At 33.3% G+C, this 25,611-nt stretch carries 19 protein-coding genes and 8 pseudogenes; 16 read left to right on the top strand and 11 right to left on the bottom strand.

The window, feature by feature from the left end; all coding sequences use genetic code 11:
• Nucleotides 1–258: 258 nt before the first annotated feature.
• Nucleotides 259–1,010 (bottom strand): annotated as a pseudogene (locus H5S41_RS12010) (IS66 family transposase); the annotation flags it as partial.
• Between the two features lie 305 nt (nucleotides 1,011–1,315).
• On the opposite strand from H5S41_RS12010, the gene H5S41_RS10740 reads away from it, so the two are divergent.
• The gene (locus tag H5S41_RS10740; protein ID WP_182603306.1) at nucleotides 1,316–2,878 is read left to right on the top strand and encodes an endonuclease NucS domain-containing protein; all 1,563 of its coding nucleotides are present in this window, start codon (nucleotides 1,316–1,318) and stop codon (nucleotides 2,876–2,878) included.
• Nucleotides 2,879–3,806: 928 nt separating this feature from the next.
• On the opposite strand, the pseudogene H5S41_RS12215 reads toward H5S41_RS10740, so the two are convergent.
• The 4 genes and pseudogenes from H5S41_RS12215 to H5S41_RS10755 form a co-directional block, all read right to left on the bottom strand.
• A pseudogene (locus tag H5S41_RS12215) lies at nucleotides 3,807–3,944 on the bottom strand (ISL3 family transposase); the annotation flags it as partial.
• Nucleotides 3,945–3,984: 40 nt separating this feature from the next.
• On the bottom strand, nucleotides 3,985–4,830 hold the full coding sequence (locus tag H5S41_RS10745) for an IS3 family transposase (RefSeq protein WP_182603307.1): 846 nt from the start codon (nucleotides 4,828–4,830) through the stop codon (nucleotides 3,985–3,987).
• Nucleotides 4,827–5,306: pseudogene (locus H5S41_RS10750) on the bottom strand (transposase); the annotation flags it as partial. The gene H5S41_RS10745 and the pseudogene H5S41_RS10750, both read right to left, overlap by 4 nt.
• Before the next feature lie 78 nt (nucleotides 5,307–5,384).
• Nucleotides 5,385–5,822 (bottom strand): annotated as a pseudogene (locus H5S41_RS10755) (UPF0236 family transposase-like protein); the annotation flags it as partial.
• Nucleotides 5,823–5,970: 148 nt separating this feature from the next.
• Between H5S41_RS10755 and H5S41_RS12220 the strand changes: the two are divergent.
• Both H5S41_RS12220 and H5S41_RS10765 read left to right on the top strand, forming a co-directional pair.
• A pseudogene (locus tag H5S41_RS12220) lies at nucleotides 5,971–6,886 on the top strand (IS30 family transposase); the annotation flags it as partial.
• Nucleotides 6,887–7,035: 149 nt separating this feature from the next.
• Nucleotides 7,036–8,997, top strand: a complete 1,962-nt coding sequence (locus H5S41_RS10765; protein WP_182603308.1) for a KxYKxGKxW signal peptide domain-containing protein — start codon at nucleotides 7,036–7,038, stop codon at nucleotides 8,995–8,997.
• Nucleotides 8,998–9,081: 84 nt separating this feature from the next.
• Here H5S41_RS10765 and istB read toward each other — a convergent pair whose 3' ends face one another.
• Nucleotides 9,082–9,819, bottom strand: coding sequence for an IS21-like element helper ATPase IstB (gene istB / locus H5S41_RS10770; RefSeq protein ID WP_182603309.1), 738 nt, complete (start codon nucleotides 9,817–9,819; stop codon nucleotides 9,082–9,084).
• Between the two features lies 1 nt (nucleotide 9,820).
• Nucleotides 9,821–11,042, bottom strand: a pseudogene (gene istA, locus H5S41_RS10775) (IS21 family transposase).
• 414 nt (nucleotides 11,043–11,456) lie between these two features.
• Between istA and H5S41_RS10780 the strand changes: the two are divergent.
• The 6 genes from H5S41_RS10780 (at nucleotide 11,457) to H5S41_RS10805 (ending at nucleotide 16,778) form a co-directional block, all read left to right on the top strand.
• Nucleotides 11,457–12,794, top strand: coding sequence for an SIR2 family protein (locus H5S41_RS10780; RefSeq protein WP_182603310.1), 1,338 nt, complete (start codon nucleotides 11,457–11,459; stop codon nucleotides 12,792–12,794).
• Nucleotides 12,784–14,412, top strand: a complete 1,629-nt coding sequence (locus tag H5S41_RS10785) for an ATP-binding protein (RefSeq protein ID WP_182603311.1) — start codon at nucleotides 12,784–12,786, stop codon at nucleotides 14,410–14,412. Before H5S41_RS10780 ends, H5S41_RS10785 begins: the two co-directional genes overlap by 11 nt.
• A 38-nt stretch (nucleotides 14,413–14,450) precedes the next feature.
• Nucleotides 14,451–14,921 carry a hypothetical protein gene (locus H5S41_RS10790; RefSeq protein WP_182603312.1) on the top strand — a complete coding sequence of 157 codons (471 nt, stop codon included), beginning with the start codon at nucleotides 14,451–14,453 and terminating at the stop codon, nucleotides 14,919–14,921.
• A gap of 12 nt (nucleotides 14,922–14,933) precedes the next feature.
• On the top strand, nucleotides 14,934–15,764 hold the full coding sequence (locus H5S41_RS10795) for a hypothetical protein (RefSeq protein ID WP_231833141.1): 831 nt from the start codon (nucleotides 14,934–14,936) through the stop codon (nucleotides 15,762–15,764).
• Between the two features lie 227 nt (nucleotides 15,765–15,991).
• A complete protein-coding gene (locus H5S41_RS10800; RefSeq protein WP_182603313.1) occupies nucleotides 15,992–16,585 on the top strand; it encodes a hypothetical protein in 594 nt (197 codons plus the stop codon).
• Between the two features lie 91 nt (nucleotides 16,586–16,676).
• A complete protein-coding gene (locus H5S41_RS10805) occupies nucleotides 16,677–16,778 on the top strand; it encodes an LPXTG cell wall anchor domain-containing protein (RefSeq protein WP_182603314.1) in 102 nt (33 codons plus the stop codon).
• A gap of 85 nt (nucleotides 16,779–16,863) precedes the next feature.
• On the opposite strand, the gene H5S41_RS10810 is transcribed toward H5S41_RS10805, so the two are convergent.
• Nucleotides 16,864–17,478 carry a hypothetical protein gene (locus H5S41_RS10810; RefSeq protein ID WP_182603315.1) on the bottom strand — a complete coding sequence of 205 codons (615 nt, stop codon included), beginning with the start codon at nucleotides 17,476–17,478 and terminating at the stop codon, nucleotides 16,864–16,866.
• A 258-nt stretch (nucleotides 17,479–17,736) separates the two neighbouring features.
• Between H5S41_RS10810 and H5S41_RS10815 the strand changes: the two genes are divergently transcribed.
• On the top strand, nucleotides 17,737–19,656 hold the full coding sequence (locus tag H5S41_RS10815) for an HsdM family class I SAM-dependent methyltransferase (protein ID WP_182603316.1): 1,920 nt from the start codon (nucleotides 17,737–17,739) through the stop codon (nucleotides 19,654–19,656).
• Nucleotides 19,643–20,734, top strand: coding sequence for a restriction endonuclease subunit S (locus H5S41_RS10820; protein WP_182603317.1), 1,092 nt, complete (start codon nucleotides 19,643–19,645; stop codon nucleotides 20,732–20,734). The genes H5S41_RS10815 and H5S41_RS10820 overlap by 14 nt, the downstream gene beginning before the upstream one ends.
• Nucleotides 20,735–20,767: 33 nt before the next feature.
• Here H5S41_RS10820 and H5S41_RS10825 read toward each other — a convergent pair.
• Together H5S41_RS10825 and H5S41_RS10830 are read right to left on the bottom strand one after the other, a co-directional pair.
• Nucleotides 20,768–21,032, bottom strand: a pseudogene (locus tag H5S41_RS10825) (IS4 family transposase); the annotation flags it as partial.
• A gap of 247 nt (nucleotides 21,033–21,279) precedes the next feature.
• Nucleotides 21,280–21,951 carry a sunset domain-containing protein gene (locus tag H5S41_RS10830; protein WP_182603318.1) on the bottom strand — a complete coding sequence of 224 codons (672 nt, stop codon included), beginning with the start codon at nucleotides 21,949–21,951 and terminating at the stop codon, nucleotides 21,280–21,282.
• Between the two features lie 482 nt (nucleotides 21,952–22,433).
• On the opposite strand from H5S41_RS10830, the gene H5S41_RS10835 reads away from it, so the two are divergent.
• Nucleotides 22,434–22,688, top strand: coding sequence for an AbrB/MazE/SpoVT family DNA-binding domain-containing protein (locus H5S41_RS10835; protein ID WP_182603319.1), 255 nt, complete (start codon nucleotides 22,434–22,436; stop codon nucleotides 22,686–22,688).
• 59 nt (nucleotides 22,689–22,747) lie between these two features.
• Nucleotides 22,748–23,098 carry a type II toxin-antitoxin system PemK/MazF family toxin gene (locus H5S41_RS10840; RefSeq protein ID WP_182603320.1) on the top strand — a complete coding sequence of 117 codons (351 nt, stop codon included), beginning with the start codon at nucleotides 22,748–22,750 and terminating at the stop codon, nucleotides 23,096–23,098.
• A gap of 270 nt (nucleotides 23,099–23,368) precedes the next feature.
• Here the strand turns inward: H5S41_RS10840 and H5S41_RS10845 are convergent.
• Nucleotides 23,369–23,602, bottom strand: a pseudogene (locus tag H5S41_RS10845) (non-canonical purine NTP pyrophosphatase); the annotation flags it as partial.
• Nucleotides 23,603–23,674: 72 nt separating this feature from the next.
• Here H5S41_RS10845 and mazE point away from each other — a divergent pair.
• The 3 genes from mazE to H5S41_RS10860 are packed head-to-tail and all read left to right on the top strand — an operon-like array spanning nucleotide 23,675 to nucleotide 25,597.
• Nucleotides 23,675–23,923, top strand: coding sequence for a type II toxin-antitoxin system PemI/MazE family antitoxin (gene mazE / locus H5S41_RS10850; RefSeq protein ID WP_182598278.1), 249 nt, complete (start codon nucleotides 23,675–23,677; stop codon nucleotides 23,921–23,923).
• Nucleotides 23,917–24,255, top strand: a complete 339-nt coding sequence (locus tag H5S41_RS10855; RefSeq protein ID WP_182603321.1) for a type II toxin-antitoxin system PemK/MazF family toxin — start codon at nucleotides 23,917–23,919, stop codon at nucleotides 24,253–24,255. Before mazE ends, H5S41_RS10855 begins: the two co-directional genes overlap by 7 nt.
• Before the next feature lie 16 nt (nucleotides 24,256–24,271).
• On the top strand, nucleotides 24,272–25,597 hold the full coding sequence (locus tag H5S41_RS10860) for a hypothetical protein (protein WP_182603322.1): 1,326 nt from the start codon (nucleotides 24,272–24,274) through the stop codon (nucleotides 25,595–25,597).
• The last annotated feature ends 14 nt before the right edge of the window (nucleotides 25,598–25,611 follow it).

The following is a 25,611-nucleotide window of genomic DNA, read 5'->3' on the forward strand; positions in this document are numbered from 1 at the left end:
GCCGGGCTTTAATTAGCTTAGTATGTTCTTGGTCTGCCGGATTAGAGGCTGGTAAATCAATCACATCAGTTATTCGAATATTAGGGTCTTTAATTTCAAGGAGACTTAAGATAAAATTATTTTGGGACATCTGCATAACCTTCTTTACATGATTTTTGTGGTGAATTGATTGTATAACATAAGGGCAGCAGTTGTCCTTTTTGCGTACAAAAAAACTGGCATTGGTTTTGTATCAATACCAGAAAGTGTATACCCTACTTAATTATGACAATTAGTTTGTATTTCTTCTGCCCATGGTAAATAGGCCTTAATGTCTTCGTCATTGCGGTTAGGTAAGTGATCAAAGAGATACTTAAAATATTTGTAGATATTTAAGCGATTTAGTTTAGCCGTTTCTACTAAAGTGTAGTAAATTGCATTTGCTTGAGCTCCACGAATGGAAGTCGCAAAGAGGTAATTCTTTCGGATAAGTGTTGATGGCCGAATCGCCTGTTCCACCGGATTATTAGTCAATGGTACTTGACCATCTTCAAAGATCCGATAAACACGCTTCTTTAGTTCAAGGCATTTTGAATTGCTGCTCTTAGCTTACCCATTGGTCGGGGTACCTGACTAATATAAGCATAAAACTTATCCATTAATGGCAATATTTTCAGTTTCCGTTGAGCCAATTTTTCTTGGCAATGGTGATATTTTAACTGATTTTCCGTGTGGAAAATCGGCCGTAGTAAGTTAACCGCCTGTTGGGCTACGGAATGCATCACCTGTTCAGTACTTAATGCCTTAATAATATTAGTAAATTCATGACGGATATGAACTAAATAGGTACTGAATTTAGCTTCTGGATAAAGATTATTACTATAGTCTCCATAGCCATCACAAGCGATAATCCCTGAATATTCTTGACCAACAATCCTACCAATTACTTGCCCTGAACGCGTATTAGCATAGTGAAAAATTGTTATTTGATGATGACTAAATTCTTTAGTTGTTCGTGTTGCCCAAAAATAACGTAAGCACGCAATATGCATTTATTGAATTGATTATGGTAAAGGATTTGTCAATTATCAGGTAAATAAGGCACAGCTAGGTTGCCTAACCTATTTTGTTCATTTGTTTACTACATGAACGAGAAATTAATGATAAGGAATTGGTACGCTATCTCATACGCTATTTAAATGTTTAAACTGGTATTTATCTATGTCATAATGTTTGATTGACATAGATAAATATGGTGATAATAATATATTTAAGTATTTATATGCCACATGAGAGTTTAATTATTTATTTGAAAATTAAAATTGGGGGATTAAAAATGTCAAAAATAAAGGAATCAGATATTCGTGATTACCTGGTTAAAAATCTTGATTTAATTGAGCCAAACTTAAAGCTTTTAAAGAAAGAAGAATACTTGCGACCAGATAGCCTTGGAACTAGAGGCTTTATTGATATTTTAGCTGTTGATTCTAATAAAAAGTATGTTGTATTAGAACTCAAAAAAGAAAAGAGTGCATCAAGGCAAGCAATTCAGGAATTATATAAATATTTTGCTGCTCTTCGGAGAAAATTAGGCTTGGGACAAAATGAGATACGAGGTATGATAGTTTCAACAACTTGGAAGGAACTTTTAGAGCCATTTTCTGAATTTCAGAGTGATTCGGGTTATGATCTTCAGGGAATAAAACTTCAGTATAAAAATGATGATTTATCAACTATGGAAGCAAAAAAGATAAAACCTTTATCGCGTTTCGCTATAAATAGAAGATTTGAAGATGAAATCACAATTTTAGAGTATTCAAAAAGTGATTCTAGAGATAGTGATTTTAGAAAATTAAAAGACTCTGCTGATTATGTTGCACTAAAAATAAATAACAATGAAAAAAAACAAGGAGTAATTTTCCCTTATTTTATCGTAATTTTGCAACGAAATTATTCAATTGTCGAATCTCTTAAACTACTTATAAGTAATAATAAAGAATATGAGGAAACATTAAGAGATTTCTTGCCAGATGGAAAGAACCTTATAGAATTTAAGAAGGATATTATTTCCGGTAAAATTGAAAGTTATTTAAGTATAGATGATAAAGAAAATTTAAGAGGGGCACTTAATTCTGATATTTATATTAGCTTGATTGATCCCCAAGGTAATCAGGAAGATATGGAAATGCCACCACTTGAACAGTTTATTTATTTAATAGCAAATAACGAAATAATATTAAATAAATTTAAGAAGTTTGGAATATATAGACTAGATAGAAATCTTGATATTGGGGAATTAACCCTTAAAATTATTTGCCAGCTAAACAATATTATAATTCACAAAGTTAATGGTGATAGTCATAATGAAATTAATATGGTTCTGGATCGTCTTAATGATAATTTTATTGATTATTCTGGTTGGGTTAAAACTGTAAGTGAGATAAGAAAAAGAATAAACCAGTATCAATTAGCTAATATTGATTTTAAAATATATTTTTTTGCTATAAATGATGGTAGCTTTCTTAAAATGATATATAATAATAAATTCCCGATGTTTTGGGTTGATATTTTTATAGAAAATTATGTGGATCATTATGATGGCTTTATTAATCACGATACTAATTTTGATATTAATTACGATGAATTCATAAAAAGATATCTGTTTTCTCCTACTGATGAGATATTCAGTATTCTCTCTCAAGAAAAGAATCCAGAAATTTTTAAATATTTAGGCTTTAATTTTACTAGTGAATATTGCAAATATGAATTAAAAGATTATTCAGAGACTCTTAATAATCCTAGATTAATGAATTATATAGAATTTCTTCAAAATAATGGATATAAGAAACTTCGTAAATTTGTAAAAAAATATATTAATGAAAGGGTGTTTGAAGTTTAAAAAGGTTCTACGTCAAACATCCTAAAGTAGAATAGGGGCTGTGATATAAGTCCCTTTAGATTCTTTAGGTAAGTTTATAGAAAGCACGTCTCATACAGTGTCAAAATTATTAAAGAACTAATCTTGAATTATTAAATTATTAAATAAAATTGAAGAATAGTGCAGAAACTGGTTTGGTCACCGGTTTTTTGTGTGGTATGATAGGAACTTATGTTTGAATGATGGGTAGCCTGATTTTGATATAAACACATTATTATAGTTGCGAAGCGACTTTGAAGGCAACGGAACTGTATTGTAAGAATATTTTGATAAATAATTCTGCATCACAGGGGATTTTACCACACAGCTAAATTTTAAGTAGTGTTCTTGCCAAATTATGTGGATACAAGTTTAACTTGGCATTACTATTTCGTTGTCAGATGAAATTATGGCAAGCGATTAAGCTCAGAGTTAATGATAAGCTAATTGCCGATAATGTTATTAAAGCCAGTAAAAGCTATTTAATACTACTATATGAGAAACTAATAGAATTAATAAAGGAAGAAGCAGTAATAAAGCACCGAGATGAAGATTAATGAAATTTAAATGAGTACGTATCTATTTTTTCTTTAGTTATTTACTGATTTAAAAAAGAGTTTATAATAAGTTGAAATTTTATATATTGAGTAGGAGGATATATATTGATTGAAAATAATGAAGTGTTAAAATAGCCGTCGGTTGCCAAAAATTCTGAAAGTTTAATTAATAGTATGACTAATTCATTAGGTATACCTAGAAGTTTTTTACCTACTAATGATCAAATTAATTGGGGGTTGCAGGGAATATATCATACATTAGATAGTACTCTACCTAAAAATGAAGTCGATGATTTAATTGTTAAAATGAGGCTCTTCGTCAAGAAGTACTGATAAAAAATAGAATAAATTTACTAAGCAGCTTGTGCCTGAACGTTGGTATGAGCTGTTTGTTTATTTTTCCAGTTAATGGCAATATAGGTGTTTGGTAATGCGAGGAGAATTCGGACACGAAAGTTAAAGAAATTACGAAAACCGTAAGCAGTTCGTTGGTACTGTACCCTGTCAAGTTTACACATTAAATAATAAAAATTAATTGGCTTTGCCGTAACGAAATTCCGCTGCGGTAAGGTCATTTCTTTTTGCTGATATAAAGGTATTCGTAAAGTATTCGATTCCTTTTGCTACTAATGACTTTAGTTCGTCTAATGTTTGTGGCTTGGTTGAGTGCACTAACCAAATTGCTTTAAAGTCTGCCCACCAATGCTCTATTACGGCGTTATCTGCTGGTGTACCTGGTGCTGAATAACTATGCTGGCTATTGTTGCTTGCCAAATATTTGTTAAATGCTTTAGAAGTATATGCAGCTCCACGGTCAGTATGAATCAGTGGGGCTAATTTACCTTCTTGCTTTTGTGCTTGTTTGAATACTTCAATTGCTCCTTCACTAGTCTCTGTCGGGGTTATTAGCCAGCTTAGCGGATACTGGCCATATAAATCGAGTACTACATGCAATCGAACTTTATAGTTATGAATGTTGTAGGACAGCTCTGTTGTATCGGTTACCCAAACCTGATTAGCTGCTGTTTGTTTAAACTGACGATTAAGTATATTTTCAGCTTGATAGGTTTGACGTTCCTTAGCTCGTTTCCTTTTAGCCTGACGATAGTCAGCCTTTATCCCGTGTTCATTCATAATTCTAATGATTCGCTTTTTGTTAACCGCATACCCTAATCCAGACCGTTTAATGAGACGTGTCATTTTTCCATAACCAACACTTTGCTTATTCTTTTGCTCAATTTGTCTAATTAGTTTCAAAATTTCTCTATCCTGAAGCTCTTTAATAGTAGGTATGCGCTTCAACCATTTATAGTAAGCCTGACGGCTTATCTTAGCTGCTTTAACTAGTTCTGATATCGCATATCCTTCCTCACTCATTTCCTGAATCGCTTGATATCGTCCGGTCGTTGCATCTCCCGATTGCGTATTTCGACTAATTTTTTTGCGAAAGCAATTTGAACCTCACTTTCACGCTTCTCAGCCTCTAATTCACGAACCCGTTTCCTTAAACGTTCAAGTTCACTTGTCGGTTCTTTACCTTTATTCCGGCCGCGATTGTCTTTTAAGGCTTGCCAATCACGACTTTGCGAATATTTGCGTACCCATGAATACACTCGTTGGTAGCTAACGTCATATTTATTAGCTGCTTCTTAATAATTATTCTGATGCTCAATTGTCCATTGCACAATCTGCTTTTTCTCATCAAAGGATACTTTCCGGCCCATTTTCTTAACTCGCTTTCTGGTTGCGTAAGCAACAGTTAGTTTGTCACTATTGTACTGGATTATCCATTGATTTAGTTGAGAAATATTCCTTATTTCGTACTTTGCTAAAACTTCTTGCCTGCTCAGTCCAGGACTTGCCCTGTTTCTTCATCCGGTAAGTAAAAGCCCGGTGAGGACTTTCGACTGAGCCGATTAAATGAATATCCTTAAATCCACGCATTTGTGGCGAGAGGATATACTGCCAATTCCGCTGTCAAATACAAGGTTCAAAATATCGGCAGTGTTGCGCATTGTAGTTGTTTGGGCAATCTTAGCCATCATCATTAAGTAGTGCGGCGATAAACGACGACGTGGTTTAATTTTTAATTGTTGGTCTAAGTAAAATTCACATTTCTTTGTCCCAGCCTGATAATACCGTCGTTGAAAAGTCACCGGACCAAAGATAAAGTTAAGCGTCCGTGGCTGTTTATTGATTACTTGATAGTTCGCTGGAGTTTGGGACTTTAAGTTTCGATCTAAGCTTTCCAAAAAGTTTTGCATGATTGCTTGTCCTAACTCCAGCACTCCTTTTAAAATAATCTGTTCAGCTTCAAATAAACTGCCTGATTTCACCAAATTCTGCTCGATTTCTGTTAAAATATCCATGAGGAAAGACCTGCCTTTGCTTAGTATTCGACACACTAAAGGCTACTGGTCTTTTCTTTTTTTGTAAATAAGTAAAATTGGTCTACAAAAAAGATTTTCACGACCAGATGAATTATTCATCCAACCTATGAAAATCTTACACTAACGTGAACAGCGTGGGCAAATTGAAGCTCTTCATGATCTTGGCTTAACTAATATGGCAATCGCTAACAAACTCCATTGCCATCATTCAACGATTGGGCGGGAACTCAAACGTGGTAGCGTCCTCCAACGTAATTCAGATTATTTTCTATACCATCATTACTTTGGTGAAACTGCCCAAATCAAGCATGATCAGCGCCGATTAAAGTGCCATCGTTATTCTTTGCTTAAGCATGACCAGTTCTTCTTTAAGCTTCTGACTAAGCAGCTTAAACGTCAGTTTAATGCGACGAGTGTTGATGATTCATTGGTCAATTTAAGCTTAAATTTTCTACGCGGCCTTGCCCATCTACGCCGACCGTTTATTGATATACCGACCGAGGATAGCTAGACATCAAGAATCTTGATTTACCACAAAAACTAAGTCGTCACTTAAAAAGGGCGCGTCATTCGCACCCTCGACAGACAGTTAAACACCTGGGGAATTCGATTGAGAAACGTCCACAAAGCATTAACTGGCGACAACATCCGTTTGATTGGGATGGCGATTTAGTTAAGGGAGTGTGGCGTAAAAATCAATTGGATTCGATGACCCTAACAGAACGGTTAACGCGTTTTAAGATTATTGTTAAACTTACCGACTATCTCGTCAAGAACTCCAAAAGGTGGTTGATTACCATCCAAATTGGTTTAACTCAATTACCTTTGACAATGGTGCTGAGTTCTCCAAGTTAGCTAAGATTAGGCATACTAAGATTTACTTTGCCCATCCATACTCACCTTGGGAACAGGGAAGCAACGAAAATTGTAATGGACTACTTCGTCAATTTTATCCTAAAGGAAAACCAATCAAACAGTCTCTCCTTTATCTTCATCAAGCCGTCCAAGCTATTAACACCAAGCCTCGCAAGCTTCTCCATTAACATTCTGCTCAAGAATGTTTCCAACACTATTTAGCTTCATAGCCATGTTGCACTTGATTTGATAATTCAGATTGCTAAATTACTGTTTATAATTAGCTAATCTATGGCTATAATGAAGCCGAGTACGTTATTATTGGGAGGATAATATAATGCGTAAGAAATTGTACAAGTCGAAGAAAAATTGGGTAACAATCTTAATTGTTGGTTTTACATTAACTTTGGGTAAGGAATCTGCTGTTAACGCTGATTCAATGTATCATAACACAAACTCACAAAGTACACCGATAGAATCTCAGACGGATAATATTAAAGGGGTTACAGCATCAAATTCGTATGCACTAGCTGCTTCAACAAATACAGTTCAATCTTTTAAAGATAAATTTGATAATGATCCATATACTTCTTATAATGCAGTGAAGAGTAACAAGAAAAATATTGTTGCTTACAAATATATGGAAAAAATGTCGCTAAAGACCCATGTAGTTACTTGGGGTGCCAGTGACTATAATAATGTAAGTAATAAAGACAATCAAAGTGTATCGACATTTCAGAATGTTCCCGAAGTAAAAACGGATATGCGAAATAATATACCTGACAACAGTCTGCAATATCATTTTAACTATGATGGTAATAATAAGAACTATCAGAATATTAGTAACCTATCGAAAACTTTAGCAAAGCAAAGTGACAATGAGGTGAGATCGGTAGTATTTACTTATCATCACGTTGGTAATGAAAGTGATAATAAAACCGTTAACACACATGATTATTATTTAACGTATATGAAAGATCCAAAAAACATTACTGTAAGAGCTAAGAAGAATAAAAGACTTAATAAAAACGAGTTTGAAAATGTTCGGAGTAAATCTATAAAAAACGGGATGGCTTCTTATACTAAGCCAAGGATAACTTTTGATTGTAACGGATATACGTCATTTCTACAGTCGACTATAAGTGGTCACGGAGCATATTGGTATTCATTTGACTATACTAGTAATCTTCAGGGTTATGTTTTTAAAAACGGTGAACAGTTGCCTTTAACATACTTTTTAAAAAATACAGCTAATACAGCAAAATACTTTAGAGGAGTAGCACATAAATATAAGCAACAAGTTTATGTAGATAGCGAATATAAACTTCCTTATTCAGGTGGCTTTTATGTTAAAGGTCCAACTTCTTATTATTTATCCCAAAAGGGTATTTATGTATTTCTAACCAATGGCTCAGGTATAGCAAATTGGAACTGGCCAATGGCAGTACTTTTACCAATGAGGTTAGTGAAAGATGAGTATCGTTACTTATTTAATCCTTCTAATCAAAGCAAGACACTACCTGCAACAGGTAATGGAGGAATATTTAATAACAGTACCGTTCCAGAATACCAACCAAAAGAGGATATTAATAAGCTGGGAGAAGATGATTTCGCACAAGACTTAATGGACTCATTACTTGAGAATACTATTTTTAATAAGAAACTAACGGCTTCAGAAGGTAAAGAGTTAACGGCCAAAATCATACATAGAACACAGGATCTTGGTAAGTTTGGCTGGAATACTTTAGAAGATATATGGAAAGATGGGAAGATAGATAAATCTCTATTATATAAGCTATTAAATAAATATATTTCAACAATTGCACCCGTTGTAACAACATTTATGGCAACACATAGTCTACTATCTTCCAAAATTACTAATACACTCAATTCCGCTGTGGATATAGCAAAAGTTGGCGAATGGTGGTCAACAGATCTTCCAGTTAATTTATTGAAGACAACTAGAGATAAATATGTTAAATATCGCAATAATATGACAAAAGATAACGCTGCTAATAGGCAAGTTGATTTTGAACAAGTGCGTAGTCGCTCAATTTCAGGAAAGAAAAATTTCATAAATGGAACAGTTACTGGAGCCGCCAAAAAAGTAAGGGAAAGGAATTTATTAAATGAAAATCAAATAGCTGCATTATCTATTGGAAGTACTGCTGTTGCAAGTTTGCTGGCTATAGCTTTTTGGAATAAGTTTCAGAGTGGAAAATTAGCTGCAGATTATGGAATAAAAATAATAAGAAAATCAACATGGGCAAAATGGCTCAAAAATAAACTAAATAAATAAAAAAATAGCTTTTATTAAACTTATGTCAAGGGCGGTTTTAAATTGTCATTTTATGGCGGTTTAAAAATGTATGATTTGGGCGGTTTAGGAATTGACCGATGCTAAGCGATATGACTTTCCTTTGATCTTAATCACATGTGAGTGATAGACAAGTCGGTCTAAAATGGCCTCTGCGGTTGCCGTACTATGGAGAACAGCTCCCCAACTTGATAATGGTACATTGGTCGTTATGATCGTTGATTTGCGTTCATAGCGACCATTTATTAGTTGAAATAATAGTTTTGCTTCCTCCACCGATATTGGTAAATAACCTAATTCATCAATGATTAACAGGTCATATCTTTCATATCGTCGCATTATGCGCTCTAAGTGTTGCTTTTTTTGAGCTGCCTTCAATCTAAGAATTAATTCATGGCAATTAATAAATAGTGTTCGTACATCTTGTCGACATGCTTCGATACCAAGACCAATTGATAGATGGGTTTTACCCACGCCAGGGCTACCAATAAAAATGATGTTCTCTTGATTGTCTAGAAATGACATCGTCGCAAATTCAGCGATTTGTTGCGGATTAATTGAAGACTGAAATTGATAATCAAAATCATTGAGCCGTTTGATAATTGGAAATCTAGCACGCTTGATTCTTCTCTTTAAGCTTTCCTGTTGCTGATAGGCTATCTCCTTATCGGTTAGTTCTAACAGAGCTTCACTAAAACTAATTTGACTATCATTGACCTGTTGACGATAATCCACAATTGATGCAGCCATATTATGTAAATTTAACTTCGTTAAATTATTGACTAATTTTTGATATTGATTCATTTTATTCCCCAATCTGATCATAAATACTGAGGTTATTAAGCATATACTGATCAATTTCTTCATCCGTTTTATCTTTCATCAAATCGCTTTTAAGAATGGCATGTTTATCACAAGGATCGTAATTAAATTGCTTGTTGGTTAAATCATGCTTTTGAATCTCAATACCATGATAGAAAACTCGGATGGTTTTACCATCAGTTGTCGGTTTAATTTCGACCTCTTTTCCGATATAATTAGGGGAAACAGAGTATTGATGGTTTTGAAATCTAATCATTGAGTCTCGAGATACTTTTCTAGTTTGGTCGCTGTTGAAATATCTCACGAGATCATGGTTGAGAGACCGGAAATGCTCTTTTTCTTTTATCCATAATTCAATTGGCTTCTGATTATTACTTTGCGATTTCTCATGATTGAGCCGTTCAGCTAGTCGATTAACGATATTATTTAAATCATTGATAGTACTAAATTCTCCATCATAAGGTTTTAATCGTTCCATTGTTCTTGCCAATGCTTCAACGCAACCTTTGGTTGGCGGTCTAAATGGTCGACAAGCGACTGGATGAAATCCGGCATCATGGCTAAATGATAGGAATCGCTCATTAAATCGATGATGATGAAAGTCACTTAATTTATGGTCAACGACAGTTGACATATTATCAAACCAGATTTCTTTAGGAATTGCATCGGTAAACTTGAAGGCTTCAAACAAACATTTGAATAAAGTATCCTGCTTCTGATCTAAGGTTAGTTTTAGAAACTTAAATTTAGAATAGGGCAGAACGTATAGGAAAATACTGAAAGTATGTGGGGCACCATTTCTGTCAGTCATTGTTATTCGTTCTTTCCAATCAACTTGAGCACTTAATCCTATCGTATGTTCAACTCTAATCGTTGCTTTTTTAGCCTGTGCTCTACGAAAACGACGACAATAATCTTTAACAATGGTGTATTTACCAGTAAAGCCCTTTTTCAACGATAAAATCATAGATTGATCTAGCAGAACATCCTGAGGCATATTTATCTTCAATAATGTCTTGATATCCATCTAACTTACTACGGCGCTTTCGCTATTTTCTAACTTTTGTTTCACCATTCTGGGCTTGTAAATATGCAGCTTTTACTGTTCGTGGATCAACACCGTATTGTCGTGCAATAGCGGAATAATTTGGCTTTATTTTCTCTACCACAAAGTATCTCATCCTTTCGTAAACGTCTTTTCGCATACTCATCACTTCCTCAAAAGATTGATAAAGTGAGTATACAAAAAATGTAGGAAAACCGACAATTTTAAACCGCCGATTTCCTACATTTTATAACTGCCCTCTGCAAACAAGGTTATGTCGAATCTTTGAAGATGTAAAACTTCGCTTTACAACGTTGATTCGTAAAAATTGTTTATTTGCGGAGCTGAAGTCAATGCGATTTATTACATATTAGTAGCGATATTGAAGCTCTTTCGCCATAGACAGAAGAAGTATAGTAAGTGTATCGTAATTTGGAGAAGAGTATAGCCTACTAAAATGAGCGAAGTTACGCATTTCAATTTATTTTCACTATGTACTGTGATTGGTTGCTTACAGAGGTATAATAAATAACATCATTTTTAATGATGATTCAATAAAATAGGAGTTGGAAAAATGATGTTCACTATATATAAGGATAAATATCATACATATCAAAAAGAAAAGGCTAATAGTAAAGATGATGATATAGTTTATAAGAAAGATAATATTGATATATCTTTCCGAAAAAATGAAGATGACAAGGAACCGTCTGCTAACGAAAAAGAGGCTTATTTTAAGAAACTAATTAGAACAGAGGTTTCTAAAATAGTAGATCGTCAATATGACAATATTCTTATTATGTTTGGAGCAGGAGCATCTGTAGTTACCACTTCAAATGGAATTGATGAAAATTATGGAAAAACAGTTGCCATGCTTGCAAATGAAATTTACTTAAAATTTAAAAGCGCTAATAAGAAAAGCTTAGAGGAAATTTGTCATGACATAAAATATCTATCTAATGATCTGATTTTAACGGAAGATAAGGGTAATATAATTGTTGACTCCTTAGAAGGTTCCACATCTATAAGTAATAGTAAATTGCCATCATTTAATCTAGAAAATTTTATTTCGCAGCTTGAAACATTCATTTCCGTTAATGGTGATGTAGAAAAAGAATATAAATCTTATTTAAATGAAATTAAAGATATGATCGTTGAAAAAGTAAAATATAAGTATGAAATAGGAAGAGGACCATTTAATCATTCAAGTATATTAAATATTTTTAATAAACATATAAAAAATGGTAATAAATTATGTGTAGTTACAACTAACTATGATACTGTTATTGAAGATGAAGCAAGCTATATGAACTATACAGTTATTGATGGCTTTGAATTTTCACGAAAGCCTTCATTTAACGATGATTTGTTTGATTGGAATTTTGTGAAACGAGTTCCTAATCTTAATACAAATGAATTAATTTATAAAGATAAAGTTATTGATTTATTTAAAATTCATGGGTCTGTTAATTGGTACTTGGAAACGGATGATAAAAGTAATGGAATTATAGTATTAGAGGATAGTTATCATGGGAAAAATGATAGCAGATACCCTATTATGATATTTCCGAGCTCAAACAAATACATGAAAAGTTATCAAGATCCGTATTTTGAGTTAATGAGCCGATTTCAAGAAAAACTAAAATTACCTAATACATTATTAGTAACAATAGGCTTTAGTTTTGCTGATAATCATATTTCTCAAATGATTACACAGGCTTTAAAAAGAAATGATTCTCTTTCTTGCTTGGTAACAGACCATAATATTGATCATACTAAAGATAATAAAAATTGGACTGAGTTAGAAAATATTATGAATAAAAATGGCACGGTTTCATTTTTGGGTGTTGATCTAAATAATCAAGAAAATAACCTAGTAATGTACCTAGATGGTGAAGTTAATGAAGATTGATGATTTGTATAAAGATATTAATAAAGAAGAATTTTACATTGGTCAGGTATCGCTTGTTTCTTCAGAATACAGCTATATTCAAGCTGAAAATTTAGCTGTATTAAATCCGAGAATAATAAATAGATCACAAATAGTTCCCAACACAGTTAATTATTTAGTAATTATCGACAATATCCAGGGATTGTTTATTGGAGAAGTTGTAAAAGCGGAGGTTAAAAACAATAATACAATTCATACAGCAATGATTAGAGATGAAAAAAAGAAAGTATTTCCACAGTTAGAAATTAAACTATTGGGAATATTAAAGGAAAAGGTTCTAACATTTACTGGAGCAAAAAATGTGGGTTTATCAGATAAGGCGTATTTAGCAAGTAAAGAAGTAGTTAAGAGAGCTATTAATTCATTGGATTCCTTTTTAATCAATAATGAAAATCGGAACCCTTTGAAGGAAATAGGTACGGTAAAATCTCTTGGGGAGGAATTACCGTTTAATATCGATCCAAATTCTTTATTTAACAGACATTTATTAATTGTTGGAGCAACAAATTCTGGAAAATCGACATCTTCTCTTAAAATTTTAGAAGAATATAATAAAATTGGTAAAAAATTTATACTTATTGATCCAACAGGGGAATATAGGGATTCATTTAAGCAATTCAAAAAGGTTAGAAAATTAAAATTAGGAGAAGATACTACTGTAAATCCAGGATATGTAAACATGCGGCAATGGGAAATGCTATTTCAAACAAATAATGAAAGCCAAGCTCCAGCTCTTGATGATGCAATAAGAGAACTTAAATATTTATATCCAGGACAGGAAGTATTCAAAAAAGAAGGGAAAGCCTTTTCTGAAATACAAGATGAACTTATAAAAATAAGAAACCAAGAGGACAATGGAGCGTTTGACTTAAGATTATTATCTAAACAAATTAGAGCAGATTCTGTAAAAATTGATACAAAGTGGAATTCACCTACTCAAGGAAAATATATATTTGACTCATTTAAGTATAATGCGAATGAATGGTTAATAGAAAAAGTTGAACATATCCAGACAGTATCAGAAATTAATAAGTTCTTTACTAATGATAAGGGAAAAGATCTGTTTACTAAATTAAATGATTTCATAACAGATGAAACAAGTTTATATATAGATGCATCTTTAATTAGTGTTACGCATATAGTAGGAGCTACAATAATTGAGTTAATAAGTGAATATCTATTTAACCACAAAGAAAACAAAAAAGAAAATAAAGCTTTTATATTGTGTATTGATGAAGCTCATCGTTATTTATTAAATAATAGCTTTGATAATATAGGGTTAGTTAATATAGCACGAGAAGGTAGAAAAAAAGGAATCTTTTTATTTTTGACCACGCAAAGTCCAAAAGATATTCCTCCAATTATCCTTTCTCAAATTGGAACAGTAATAATACATAGGTTAACTAATTCAGAAGATATTAATATTGTTCGCAATTATCTAACTCGTGACTCAATTGGGCAAATTAGTAGCCTAAATTCTGGTGAGGCAATTATTAGTAGTATTAACTTAATTGGAAATGTATTAATTAAATTCAATAGGTCGCAGTTGGACCATTATAATAAGACACAGCTACTTTAAGCTAAATATTTGAAAAATAATGTACAATCTAATATAAAATGGATATATCATATTGGTCGCGTGGACAAGCATGGGCAATATATGGTTTTGCATTGAGTTATAAATATACTAAAAATGAAGAATACTTAGATTTAGCTAAACGAGCGGCTAATTATTTTATTGCAAATGTCGAAGAAAATGATTATATACCTCTTGCTGATTTCCGAGCACCTGAGGAACCAAGAGAAATTGACACAACTGCTGCAATTATTGCGGCTTCTGGTTTGATTGAATTAATTCGGTTTATACTGGCCTTGGAACAACCTATGTATAAGCAAGCAGCAGTGAATATATTGAAGAAAATTGGTAACGAATATGTTAACACTGATAATGAAACTATGGGAATAGTTACGCATGGTTCAGTAAATTATGTAAAAGATAAAGCAGATGAGAAGCCGATTATTTATGCTGATTATTTTTATGTAGAGGCTTTGTTGAAGTTATTAGGTAAAAATCTGGAAGTATGGTAGGAAACGGGTGAGATGGGACATGATATCGCTGGAAGTAAGGATAAAGATAATCAGGTGCGGTTTGAGAAAGTAAGTGATGATAAAGAGATTACGCTCTTAATTAATACTGGAGATAATTTAGCTGCTATTGGAGTAAAAGAAATGCAGTGGCGTAAAGGGGACCAGATAGTATTACATATTGATGAGGATAAAAATTATGCGTGGGTTCAATTTGATGAATCATTGGTCCCAAGTTTACTTTTTATACCAAGCAAGGAGTGGGTATTTCAAATTCCATTAGATTCAAAATATTATCCAAGTCAACTAGACAGTGCTTTTAGGACAAGGCGTCATTATATTTATGTAAGGTATACTGAAACGTGGGAAGTTAATAACTATCAAAATTTAGCATTTAACACGCATGATCAATTAAAAAACACTGGGGCTTATCCTCATGTATCTGCAAATGTTGAAACTAGGGATGAATCTGTTTTCTATGCTAAGAATGTAATTGATGGTAAATATGCCAATAGATCTCATGGTGGTTATCCTTTTGATTTATGGGGAATAAATTCGCAAGATAACGCAAAAATTAAAGTAGAGTTTGGAAGAAAAGTACACGTAAATCGAATCAAGCTACTATTTCGAGCTGATTTCCCTCATGATAATTATTGGAAAAAGGTTTCGGTTAAGTTTTCAAACGGCGAAGTTAAAAGGTTAAAAACAACGAACTCTACTGAATTTCAAAGCTTTTGTTTTAATGAACAGGTAACAACATCGATTGAACTGTTTGACCTTATTAAAGCGGATAATCATTCAGAGTTCCCAGCATTACAACAGTTAGAAGTGTATGGGTATAATTAGAATGTAGTTCTGATTTAAGACTCTAAATGTCGGAATACTAAGTGAAAAATAAAAGAAGTATGGATTACTGATAAAATTCATACTTCTTTTATTTAGTACAGTATGTTGTATTTGCTATGGCTAATGAGGTTAGCAGAATGTTATAAATTATTATGTGGTAATAATACTACTACCAAGTAATAGATTTATTAATTATAATTAAAGAAAAGATTTATAAGGATTAGTATATGAAATTAGACAAAGTATTAAATGCTATTTTAGTAACTTTAGGTGCAGTAGTCGTTGGCTTAGTTGCGTTTACTATTTTTAAGCCAAATAGTTCTAGTGAGAATAGTAACTATACCGAATCTTCACGAATTAGTAGGAAAAATCACTCAAAGAAAGATGTGGAAAGTAGTCGCAAGAAAACTATTGATAATAGAGCTACTAGTAGTCAGGGTACCTCTATAACTACTGATATTGAATCCGGTAAAAAGCCTAATGCTGGGAAAGTCTTAAAATTTAATAGTGTTGAGGAAGCTGAAGCAGCAATTAAACAACACGAAGCAACTTGTTCATATGGAGCAGAGCCATTTTATCCAGGACTTGTGTACACTGGAACTTATACTTGCAAGTGCGGTTTAAAGATTGTTTGGTGGGATAAGGCAGTTAAAGAAAGTGTTGATAGGGATATGGAAAGCTTTTCTCGTGAAGGAATAACTGGCCCTGGAGAATATAGCTACGGAACTGATGACCCGTGGGAAAATAATTCTAATGAAAATGATTCTTCGGCAAGTGCTCAAAGTGATACTCAGCCAAGTAGTAGTGAAACAGAGGACTAGTGTGGTAACGAATAATACATGGATGAAACTCTTATGGTACAATTATTATACGTGAGCAGTATAAGCAACAATTGAAGAATAATAACACTAATTGCCACAAACTGGTAATGATAATAATGCTATTCTTTCACTTGCTGGAGTAGCAATGGTTACCATGCTTGGTTTATTTGGTATCAAAAAGCGTGAATACTAAAATCTAAAATAAGGATCTATATTATAAAAGGGTTCAATTAGACATGGAGGTCTAGTTGAATCCTTTTGTTAAGTTTATACTTTCTTTAGTTAACTGGTGTAACTGAATAATAATAAGTGCCATCAGGGCGGTTGACCTTATTGTATTCAACAGTTTTACCATTGTATGTTACGGTATTATCATCCATACTGTAGTTTTGATAAAATTGGTCTTCAGTTTCCTGATTATTACCATTAATTAGTCCACCAGCGCGACCAATATTATATGCAAACTTAGTTCCTTCGCCTGCAACATATCCTTTTGAACTATCGGACGAGTTTGAATTATTAGAAGAAGTATTATTACTTATAGGAACGTTAGAATTAGTTATGTTGCTATCAACTTTAGTGTTATTAGATTTAGATGGGTGAGTCTCCGTATAAGTGTCCTGATCACTGTTTTTCATTATCTTAGACGATGTTTTTGAAGACTTAGATATAAAAGATGACGAGTTAATATGTGATGATGATTCTTCAGCTGTGTGGTTATGAGAAATAAATAGCAGTGTAGTCAAAATGATAACAGTTAAAATCAGAAAGGTAAGAATTATATCTATTATCTTATCAATTAAAGGTTTCTGTTGCCATTTCTTCCTTTCCCAAAAGTATTTAGGATAAGAAGACGTTTGAACTCCATTTTTACTGCCTCTTCTTCTACCCAAATTGATCACTCCCTTAGTTTTAAACTTGTTGGTTTAATTATACTAAAATGATATAACTAATCCTATTTCATCATTGAGCTGTTAAGTTATCATCGACTATAATAGTGAAGCATAAGGAAATTTAATCAAAAGGGGTAATATATTATGAATTGCGTAATTAAAAATATAAATAAATTGATGGGGGGGGGTAAAAGCTCACTCCTGATTGCCAATTTAGGGCATTTTAAGGCTGCTACCTTTAGAAAGGTGGTGGCTTAAATGGCTAGATCAGAAGGAACAACGGATCTTTGGGTTAACCACTTATTAGAAGATGTTGATATTCATCTAGATTATCAGAGTTCTAAAATTAAAAATATTGATAGTGCACTTCATACAGCTAGTAAACGTCTTAACGGTAAGCCAGGTTATCCCGAATATGTTGGTATTGTTAGAGACTTTCTTATTGTAATAGAAGACAAGTCTGACATCTCTAATCATGTTTATGTTAAAGATGGCGTTATTACTACAGATAATGATAAAGTTGTTCCAGAATATGCTCTAAATGGAGCCTTACATTATGCACGGCATATTTTACAACAAACTTCATATAAGAAGTGCTTTGCAGTTGGAGTTTCTGGTAATGATAAGATACATAGGATAACTCCGCTATATGTAAATGAGCGTGGTGAGTACCAACAGCTACCGGATATAGAATCTTTTATTAGCCTCAATGAGAGAAATGTCGATGAGTATTATTTGAAAGAGGTTCTTCATGAGGATACAAATGAAGAAAAGACCACTGTTGAAATATTAAAAGATGCGGCTAAACTTCATGAAAGTTTACGTACTTATGGACAATTAAAGGATACAGATAAGCCATTGGTTGTCTCTGGAATTCTTTTAGCTTTACGTGAAGGAGAGTCTCACAACTTTAGTATTGATACTTTGACAGGCGATACAGTAAAAACTGATGGTCAGAAAATAATGGAAGCTATCATTTCTAATCTTAAGCGATCCAATGTTCAACCACAAGTTAAATTAGATAAGTTAATTAATCAATTCAGGATTATTACGGACTCGGCTAAACTTAATACTAAAGATGATAGATTAGGTATGACGCCTTTACGCTACTATACTGAGTTTATTAATCAGACTATATATCAGGATATTCGTTATAACAGTAGTAGTGAAGATTACCTAGGTCGCTTTTATGGTGAATTTATGAGTTATTCCGGTGGAGATGGTCAATCGCTGGGTATTATCTTGACTCCTAAGCATATTACTCAACTGTTTTGCGATTTGGTTGATTTAAAGGCAGATGATCATGTACTTGATCCCACCTGTGGTACTGGCGGATTTTTAATTGCTGCTATGCATAATATGCTTAATCAAACAAATTCTGAATCAGAAAGACAAAGTATTCGCAAGAATCAGTTATTTGGTATTGAGTTACAGGATTACATGTTCACAATTGCAACTACCAATATGATTTTACGTGGAGATGGTAAGTCTAACTTAAAGAATGAAGACTTTTTAGCTCAACCTGCAGCTAAATTACAAACTGATGCTATGGCAACAGTAGGTATGATGAATCCACCATACTCTCAAGGCTCAAAGTCCGATCCTAGTAAGTATGAGATTAGTTTTATTAAACACTTACTTGATAGTTTACTACCTGATGCAAGATGTGCTGTGATAGTTCCACAATCAACAATGGTGGGAAAATCCAAAGCTGAGAAGCAAATTAAGGAAGCTATTCTTAAAGAGCATACACTTGAAGGAGTAATTACTTGTAATCCTAATACATTCTATGGAGTAGGTACTAACCCTGTCATTGCAGTATTCACTGCTCATCAGCCACAATTAAATGACAAACAAGTGAAATTTATTGATTTTCGTAATGATGGATACAAAGTAAGTCCTCATACTGGTTTAGTTGCAACATCACAAGTTAAAGATCGCAAGCAATATTTACTAGATGTTTGGCAGAATAATATTAAAGCACCGACTAAGTTTTGTGTTAAATCTACTATTAATGCTTCTGATGAATGGTTACATAGCTTTTATTACTTCAATGACGAAATCCCATCTGAATCCGATTTTGATAAATCCATTGGAGATTATCTAGATTTTGAATTTTCAATGGTTATGGCTGGTCGTGATTATCTTTTTAGGGAGAGTGGTGATGAAAATGCTTAAAGTGACTGACCGAGAATGGAGGCCAATTGCTATTAATAATTTATTTAGCTCTTTTGTTCCGGGAAAATGTAGTTCTGTAACGCATTTAGTAAAGAGTAATCGTGGCATTGAATATATTGGAGCTACCAACCGTAATAACGGTGTGTTATGTTATCTGAAAAGAAATATTGAAAATACGAAACTTATCCAACCAGGAAACTGTATTGGTTTTATTAAAGATGGTGATGGATCAGCTGGATATGCAATTTATAAAAAAGAAGAGTTTGTATCTACTGTTAATGTGATTTTCGGATACGCCAATTGGATTAATCCATTAACAGGACTTTTCTTTACTAGTTCTCAAAATCTTATTAAAGATAAATATAATCATGGATATAAGCGTAATCTTCAACATTTAAGGGCTGATCATGTTATGTTACCGTTTAATGAGCAGGAACAGCCAGATTTCAAATTTATGGAAGATTTTGTTCGGGAAAGAATGAATATATTATTAAATAAATACATTCTGTACGTTAAAAAGCAATTAATTAATTTAGGGGAATGGGAACAACAGGATTATTTAAAATATCCTAACGTTAATTGGAAAGCTTTCTCAGTACAGCAAATTTTTTCAACAATTCAACGAGGTAAACGTTTAAAAAATGATGACCATGTGTCAGGTAAGTTCCCTTATGTTTCATCATCTGCTATGAATAATGGTGTTGCAGATTGGGTAGAGCCTATTGATGGTTGTAGAGTATTTACTCCTAGTATAAGTTTAGCTAATAGTGGTTCAGTGGGAACGGCTTTTTATGAGCCATTTAATTATGTAGCAAGTGATCATATTACTAGCTTCCATTTAGAAGAAGGTAATAAGGAGATTTACCTATTTATTGCAACCAGTTTGGAAAAGCAAAAAAATAATTTTGGCTTTAATCGCGAAGTTAATGAAAAAAGGTTAAAAAAATTAAGAGTCATGTTACCTGTATGTTCTAATGGTCAGCCTGATTATTCGTATATGACATGGTATATCAGAGGTAAGATAATTGTAAAATATAAAAAATATCTTCAGTACCTAAATGATCAAAAAGCTATTTAAATATAAAAACTGAAACTTGAAAGTACTCAAAAAGAGGCCTTGCCAGTTGATCCGACCATCATTTAGCACATTCCTAGCTGTTCGTGAGCTAAAATCTGGACTTGGTTTAGCTCGATACATGGAGCATCTACTAAAACAAACTTCAAATAGCCAAGTGATGATAGCAGTTAAAGAAATCGTTGATTGACGTTTGAAATTAATCCTTTTTACTCATTCGACCTAGACCAATTAGCTTAATAAACGAAGAAACTAGGTTTTTAGTATCGTTCTCTGCCTGAATTTGAGGTATACTTTTCATTGCGCAAGACTCTTTTCTACTTAAGCTTTAGGCAATTTAAGTATAACGCGAGAGCTCTTGCGTTTCTATTTTTATAACAAAGAAGCGCAGAGTGACGGTAATTAACCGTTATTCTGCGCTTTCAAGTTTCAGATAAAAATATAAAAATCTGTATTCCTTGTTAAGGGGTATTGATTAACAAAAGTTTCTAAAAAGTGAATAGATTAAAAAAAGCTTCTCACTGGGAATAGGTGAGGAGCTTTAAATATTACCTAAGTGATTTACGATATCCAGCTGCCTGGGCTTCTGCTTCAGTATTGAAGTAAACGGCATTCGCTGGGTTCATGTGATATCCTTGTTGATCAGGTGTGTGGTAGATTTTAGAATTGGCATTGCCGACAATCATTCCATTTGCTTGATCGGTCTTCATATCATTAGTAGCGGAGGTGCTAGTAGATGATGAGCTTACAGTGCTTGATGATTCTTCATCTGTTGAGCTACTACTTGACAAGGAAGATTCACTTTCAACTACCGATTTAACATAAGCCTTATTGGTAACGGTAAATGTTGTTTTTGCGCTCCTGCTATCATAATCATCTTCGGAAGTAATATCAAAATTACACTTCTTAGTTTTAGTTGATAGCTTTAGGGTTTTAGAAAAATTACCATTCTCATCTGCCTTGACTTTATAATGACGGTTGTTTCCGCCACGTTTGGCAATTGTAACTTCGGCATTAGCCTCGGTTTTTCCTTCAAAGGTGACGGCTCCGTCATCTTCTGAATTAAGTTTGATAGCCTTATTTGAAATTTGTGCTTGTTTACCATCAGGAATATTGACGGTTAGTGGTGTTTGGCTTGCCTCGACTGGCTGTGCTGTTGGAATTGCCCATAAACATAGACTAGCGGCAATCCCAATAATAATTTTTGATAGATTCTTCAAGTACTTCTCCTCCGATAATTCTTTTTCCCGTGTAATAGAATATCATAGTAGCAGATTATTGAATAGGGAGATAATGCGAGGGAATAAACTACTAAATGCTCCGTGAGAAGATGCTAGAAATCTTTCAATCAATATAGCTACTTTTATTATCCTCTGCTATAATAAAAAGGCTTTAAAAATTGAATGGTCAATCGACGCAACTGTGTAAGCTACGCTGGTTGACCATTTTTCTGTTTAGCATTGAAGAAGTACTTGGCAATGAAGGTAAACATATTTCTAAGAGCGGAGTTGCTGAATTGAAATAGTTGTTTTTCTTACATAAATTAAGCATACGGTATTAAATTTGTCTAAGTATTAATAAGTGATATTTATAAAAGTTTATGATGATTATTTCTGGTGAAAATATTAGTTGCTATTGTGGATATCCAAGTATATACTTAAACGTGAGAGAAGAGCTTTTAATTACTAAGGAGGGATGCGTTATGGATCAGACGCTTAAACTAGGAAAGTGGGGCAACTCCAATGCAATCCGACTTCCTAAAGCGCTACTTGATAAAGTTGGAATTGCTCCAAGTGATAAAGAAGTTGAAGTGACTGTGACTTCAGAATCACTTGTAATAAAGCCTAAAAAAGAAAAAAGCCACTTAGAACAATTGTTTAACGGCTATGATACCAGTCAGCCATATCCATTTGAAATAGTAGATAAGGGTAAACCCGTTGGAAATGAATTAATTTAATTTTAGTGTGCGAGTTGAAAAACGTTTGAAACACGCTAAAAAATTATAGGAGGTGGGCCATGGCATTGTCAGGATTAAGGCAAGGCGATATTATCATGCTAGATAACGCGCCTAAGCCTGAGCATAATCATGAGCAGAAGGGATATCGTCCTTGGCTTGTAGTTAGCGATCCTTTTTTAACAGTAGTTACGCCGTTTGCCTGGGTTATCCCATTTACTAGTGAAGAAAAATATTTTCCAACTGTGGTAAAATGGGATGGCAAGAAAGAAGGAACTATAACTAAAGGAACATTGCTTGTTGAACAAATGACAAGTTTAGATTTGGAAAATCGCCAATATAAGATTGTCGATCATGTAGATCACATTCCTCAACAGGTTTTTCGAAATATCGTTAGTATTCTTGGCATTTAAAATAAAAAATCCATCATAATTAAGTGATGGATAGACTGTATGCTTTTGATTAACATTTTAAGTATATAGTCTTTTTTTATTTGAGTAAAGGAAACAGATGTTTATCTTTAAAAAGATTAAGACACTGTTAAGGATAATGATTACAGCCTGACCATATGATCTTTGGAATATTGTACCTGTTTTAAGTTATAATTATCAGCAATAAAAATTTGGAAGGATACTTTATGAATAATTGGCAAAGCTTATTTATTGAGAAGAGTACCGATAATCTTAGTCATTCCACCATTCATCAAAGTCCTTCATCAGCGCCCTTAAAGCATTTCCACGATGGCTAATTTTGTTCTTTTGTTCTGGTGTAAGCTCTGCCATTGAACAATGTAACGAATCAACATAAAAGATTGGATCATAACCGAAGCCGTTAGAACCTTTTGCTTTGTGGAGAATATGTCCATCAACTCGTCCGTTTGCAACTAGCTTCTTTCTGTTAGGCTTTAGGGCAACGATGATAAAGTAATTACTTTAATAATTACATATGGTATAATATAAACTAATAAAAATATTAATGGCGGTGATAATATGGATACTGTTAAAGCTAGAATACAAGGAAATGCAACAGTCGTAACTATTCCTAAATCATTCAATGTTAAGCCTGGTACTGAATATCGTTTTGTTAAGGGAAAAAGTGGAACGTTAATTTTAACGCCAACTAAAAAAGTACCTTCAACGATTGAGGATCTTTTTAAGGATTGGCATGGTGAGTATCAAATGCCAGAAGACTTAAAGGAATGGCAAAATGCCAAACCAGAAGGAAAAGAATTATGGTAGAATATCCACAAACTGGCAGTATTATTTATATTGATTTCGATCCTTCAATAAGTGTAGAAATTCAGAAACGACGACCAGCTGTAGTAATTAGTAATAATATATTAGCACGAACATCACCTTTTGCCTGGGTAGTTCCTATTTCTCATGGCTCTTTTAATGGGGAAGATTATCCACTACATGTCCAACTAGATAAGCGAACCCAAATTGATGGAACAGTGTATATTGAACAAATTAAGTCGTTTGATTTTAGTTGTCGTAAATGGCAGTTTGTCGAGATGCTGCCAACAGATATTTTTGATGAAGTACGACAAAAGGCAAGATTGGTAATATGATAAATCAGGAGAGATTATGTCTAAAAATTTAAACCTTCAAAATACTATTAACCAAATTAAATATATTCAAAATCATCAAGAATCTCTGCTTAAATTAGATCCAAATCAATATGACCGTCAAGTGGCTAAGCTCAGTATACTTAACCAAAAATTAATTGATGCTTTTATAATAACGATTACAGATAAGTACACGGAAAAAACTGTTAAGAAACATCAGCGAAATCTTACTTTCTTCCTGAATGAGTACTTAGCTTACCACCTAGAAACTATTTTTGGTGAAGAAATACTTGATCTTGAATATCCGATTACTAAGGGATTTACAACTACCGAGATGCGGGAAACTAAGACAGCACTAAAGAAGTTTTATCGTTTCCTATTGGACCAACAGTTGATTACGACAGAAATGGCTGATCAGGTTGTGGACACCTTGAACTCACAGTTAACTCTGAAGGAAATACGACAGAGTTTAAGGAAAGAAAATGAATATCTAAAAAAGATGGTTAGTGCCGCTCAGCCGGTTTTTAGTGAAACTACTGATGAGTTAATTAAGAACTATTTTGCAGCTTTTGCAAATTTATATGGAAGAATTTCTTGCGATCAAGCTTATCGAATTATCTGTCGGCAGAATCCAGAATTAAAGTTAGCAAGTACTAAATTTGTTGATTTAGCTGAACGATTAACCTATCAGTCAGATGAACTTAATTTCTTAGTCGATCAATCACAAGCACAACCGCAGATTATTCACCATACGCTATTAAGTCATCCAGATAAATTAATGTGGCTTAGTGATCAGACTATGGGAATGCCTTTTGCTATTTTAAGGAAGTCAAAGCTATTAAAATATGCAGAAAACGAATATTTTGAACCATCACCGTCCTTGAAAGCACTAATGAACTTCTATCAAGATGTTCTTGAAATCCCAAAGAAGGAAATAGAGAAGTATGTTAAGATTACTGTCTCTATTATTCGTACTTGGACCGATGATAAGATAAGCGGAATTTATAGTACGGTTAATGACGCATTGCTCGATGATGGGTATGGTTGTGTGAATCGCGAGATGCTTGAAGAATTTATACAGGTATTGATTAACCTTTATAATGATACACCTCGATGGGTCTTACGCGGGTTCGCACCATCTCAATCACGAATGCAAACAAACGCTTTTGAATTGTTAGATGGTCAAAAGAACCTTAATAAGCGGTTGATTAGGTTAATAAAATCTGCGCAAGTTGATCCGTTAGAAATAGTTCTCTATCTTTTAGGCAATAGCAACATAGATAAAGATACATCAAATAGGTTACAGCAACAGATAATTAACTTGGATATTCCATCATTAGATTAATTTAAATACCCCCT

The sequence above is a fragment of the Limosilactobacillus albertensis genome (genome assembly GCF_014145555.1).
GTDB lineage: Bacteria > Bacillota > Bacilli > Lactobacillales > Lactobacillaceae > Limosilactobacillus > Limosilactobacillus albertensis.

Coding starts and splice junctions, on each gene's coding strand:
- H5S41_RS10740 (WP_182603306.1), top strand. CDS start 1,316: ATGTCAAAAATAAAGGAATCAGATATTCGTGATTACCTGGTTAAAAAT.
- H5S41_RS10800 (WP_182603313.1), top strand. CDS start 15,992: ATGAAATTAGACAAAGTATTAAATGCTATTTTAGTAACTTTAGGTGCA.
- H5S41_RS10840 (WP_182603320.1), top strand. CDS start 22,748: ATGGCATTGTCAGGATTAAGGCAAGGCGATATTATCATGCTAGATAAC.
- mazE (WP_182598278.1), top strand. CDS start 23,675: ATGGATACTGTTAAAGCTAGAATACAAGGAAATGCAACAGTCGTAACT.
- istB (WP_182603309.1), bottom strand. CDS start 9,819: ATGAATCAATATCAAAAATTAGTCAATAATTTAACGAAGTTAAATTTA.
- H5S41_RS10860 (WP_182603322.1), top strand. CDS start 24,272: ATGTCTAAAAATTTAAACCTTCAAAATACTATTAACCAAATTAAATAT.
- H5S41_RS10780 (WP_182603310.1), top strand. CDS start 11,457: ATGATGTTCACTATATATAAGGATAAATATCATACATATCAAAAAGAA.
- H5S41_RS10765 (WP_182603308.1), top strand. CDS start 7,036: ATGCGTAAGAAATTGTACAAGTCGAAGAAAAATTGGGTAACAATCTTA.
- H5S41_RS10785 (WP_182603311.1), top strand. CDS start 12,784: ATGAAGATTGATGATTTGTATAAAGATATTAATAAAGAAGAATTTTAC.
- H5S41_RS10745 (WP_182603307.1), bottom strand. CDS start 4,830: ATGAGTGAGGAAGGATATGCGATATCAGAACTAGTTAAAGCAGCTAAG.
- H5S41_RS10790 (WP_182603312.1), top strand. CDS start 14,451: ATGGATATATCATATTGGTCGCGTGGACAAGCATGGGCAATATATGGT.
- H5S41_RS10855 (WP_182603321.1), top strand. CDS start 23,917: ATGGTAGAATATCCACAAACTGGCAGTATTATTTATATTGATTTCGAT.
- H5S41_RS10795 (WP_231833141.1), top strand. CDS start 14,934: ATGGGACATGATATCGCTGGAAGTAAGGATAAAGATAATCAGGTGCGG.
- H5S41_RS10815 (WP_182603316.1), top strand. CDS start 17,737: ATGGCTAGATCAGAAGGAACAACGGATCTTTGGGTTAACCACTTATTA.
- H5S41_RS10820 (WP_182603317.1), top strand. CDS start 19,643: ATGAAAATGCTTAAAGTGACTGACCGAGAATGGAGGCCAATTGCTATT.
- H5S41_RS10835 (WP_182603319.1), top strand. CDS start 22,434: ATGGATCAGACGCTTAAACTAGGAAAGTGGGGCAACTCCAATGCAATC.